The following is a 2,641-nucleotide window of genomic DNA, read 5'->3' as shown; positions in this document are numbered from 1 at the left end:
GATTTTCCCATCTGTCGCGAGTTCAAAACGTAGCAAAACTCCCCCCGTTTCAAAGCTTCGTAGAGGTCGCGATCGCACTTTCGTTCCACATAGCAGGGAGCATCGCTGTTTAAACTTCCACCAACTTGATAGATCATTTTTGATATGGAAATTTGTAAAAATTACCCCGATTGGTTCACCCGTTGCTATTATATTGCAAATCCAATCTTGTGGCGATCGTCAATCTGGCTACCCCGTTTTTTTGCCACCGAATCTTTAGTCTCGACCGATGAAATTTCGCCGATCGTTCAATTGCCGACATTTTTACACAGGTCGCGATCGCTCGGATCAACTTCCGGATTCGTCCGCAGGTAATCCCGCACCCAGTCGCAGGCATATTCGAGCTCGTTGAGCGTTTCAATTTTTTCTAAATCCCAAATAATGACCGTGCGATCGTCTCCGGCGGACACCAAAAACTTGCCGTCGGGTGTAAAATCGACCGCGATAACCATGCTCTCGTGTCCCGGCAAAGTCGCCAACAACTTTCCTTCCAAATTCCACAACTTCACCGTCTTATCCCCCCCACCTGTGGCGATGGTCTGACCGTCCGGACTGAATGCGACTCGCGTCAGCCCCCCGCTCTCGGCGCGAATGCTTTTCACCCGGGTGCCATCTAATTTCCAGAAGGTCAATGTATCATCTCGACTGGCGGTAACGAGTCCATTTCCTCGGGGGTCGAATGCCAATCCCGGCACCGGATTTTGATGTTGTAAGGTGGCGATCGCCCTCCCGTCAAGACTCCATAATTTCACCGTCGCATCTTCGCTGGCGGACGCGATAAGTTGACCGTCGGGGCTAAAATCCAAGTCCCAAATTCTCTCTTCATGGGCGACAAAACTGTCGAGAAATTCTCCATCAATACTCCACAATTTGATCGTTTTGTCATCAGACCCGGAAGCGATAATCTGGCTGTCCGGACTGATGGCGAGTCCGTAAACCGAAGCCCGATGTCCGGTCAAGATTCGCGGGGGTTCGACCGGCAAATTTTTCAGATCTTTTAAATCGAAAACTTCGACGAAAAAATTATTCGTTCCAATCGCGATCTTACCCCCATCTGCCGCCCAAGCGACGGAGCGTATTCCCGCGCTCGAACTGTCGATTTTATGCGCCAGCTTTCCATCAGTCCGCCACAGTCTCAGACTCGTATCACCCACAGAAGCAATCAATTCACCATCCGCACGAATTGCCAAACCCCAAACCGTATCTTCGTGGCCGTAAAGCTTTCTCGACAACTCCCGGTTATATTGCCACACTTTGACAATGCCATCATCGCTGGCTGAAGCCGCCATCAAACCGTCCGCCGTCAGCGCGACATCGCGAACAACTCCATCGTGTTTTTTGAAGGTGTGGATGAGGGTTCCGTCCGTCAGCCAAATTTTGATGGCATTATCATTTCCGCCGGTGGCAATATATTCGCCATTTTCGCTGCAATCGACTCCTAAAATGACATCTTCGGCTTGAAAAGTGTTCACCAGGGTTCCGTCGGTCCGCCACAGCTTTGCCGTTCGGTCCGTACTTCCGGACACGAGTAAATTTGTTTTTTGGCAAAAGGCGACATCCCAAACCGATGCCTGATGTCCTTCCAGAGTTTTCAATAATTGACCCTCAATACTCCAGAGTTTGACGACTCCATCGACTCCTGCAGAAGCGACTATTTCACTTTCGGCATCAAAAGCTACATTCCAAACCGCCTGTTGGTGTCCTTCCAAAGTCGCCAACAATGTGCCGTTTTTTCGCCAAACTTTGACGGTGCGATCGCTACTCGAAGACGCGATCTTTTGACCGTCGGGACTGAAGGCGACTCCCCACACCGAAGCCTCGTGAGCCGGAATCTTTTTTAACAGTTTTCCATCGATGCTCCACAACTGGATGTTTCCATCTAAACTCCCGGAAACGACAGACTTTCCGTCCGGACTAAAAGCCACCCGAAAAACGGTCGCCGAATGTTTCAGGGTTTGGAGTAACCGGCCGTCAGACCGCCAAATTTTCACGGTTTTATCTTGGCTCGCCGTGGCTAATAACTTGCCATCCGGGCTGATATCCGGGCTGAAAACGCTGCCTTGATGGCCGATCAGTCGATTCAATTCGCCGCTGCCGTAAACGGCTTGGTTCAAGGCGTTTTCTACTTGCCCTGCGATCTTTTCATCGACCCGGCCTAAAGCGTCCATACGGCGTCTGGCCTTGACCGCGGCGACCATCGCTTCCAACTGGTTGTGGGAAGCAAACAAGCCTTTAGAAGAGGAAGCCAGGGCGATAATTTCGTTAGTTCTCGCCTGTCGGTACTGCCGACTGGCAAAGATACCGATACCGGAAGAAATGACAAAAGCGACGGTGACGACGGACAGAAGTAGCCGTTGCAATTTGGCGTTTTTTTGTTCCTGTAATAATTGTTGGCGTTCCGCCTCCAGTCGCTTGTGTTCTTCGACGAGTCGGGCTTCAACTTCTTTGGCTCGAGCGGCTTCCAATGCTCTTTGTGCTTCTCTGCGATCCAGTTCTTCGCACTGCGCTAAAAATTGATAATCGAGATCGCTCAAACTTTTTCCGATCGCCCAAATTTGTGCATCTTTTAAAGCCCGCCCCCGCAACAGCCGCGATTCGTCCG

At 50.8% G+C, this 2,641-nt stretch carries 1 protein-coding gene; it reads right to left on the bottom strand.

Annotated elements, in window-relative coordinates; genetic code table 11:
- Nucleotides 1–287: 287 nt before the first annotated feature.
- On the bottom strand, nt 288–2,641 hold a 2,354-nt coding region (locus LKE08_RS03895; RefSeq protein ID WP_324702881.1), incomplete at its 5' end, for a sugar-binding protein.

Origin of the sequence: Lyngbya sp. CCY1209, assembly GCF_035615495.1 — a bacterium.
In the GTDB taxonomy this organism is placed as follows: Bacteria; Cyanobacteriota; Cyanobacteriia; order Cyanobacteriales; family Microcoleaceae; genus Limnospira.
Note: the sequence above shows the minus strand (reverse complement) of the source record. Positions and strands in the feature narration are given on the sequence as shown.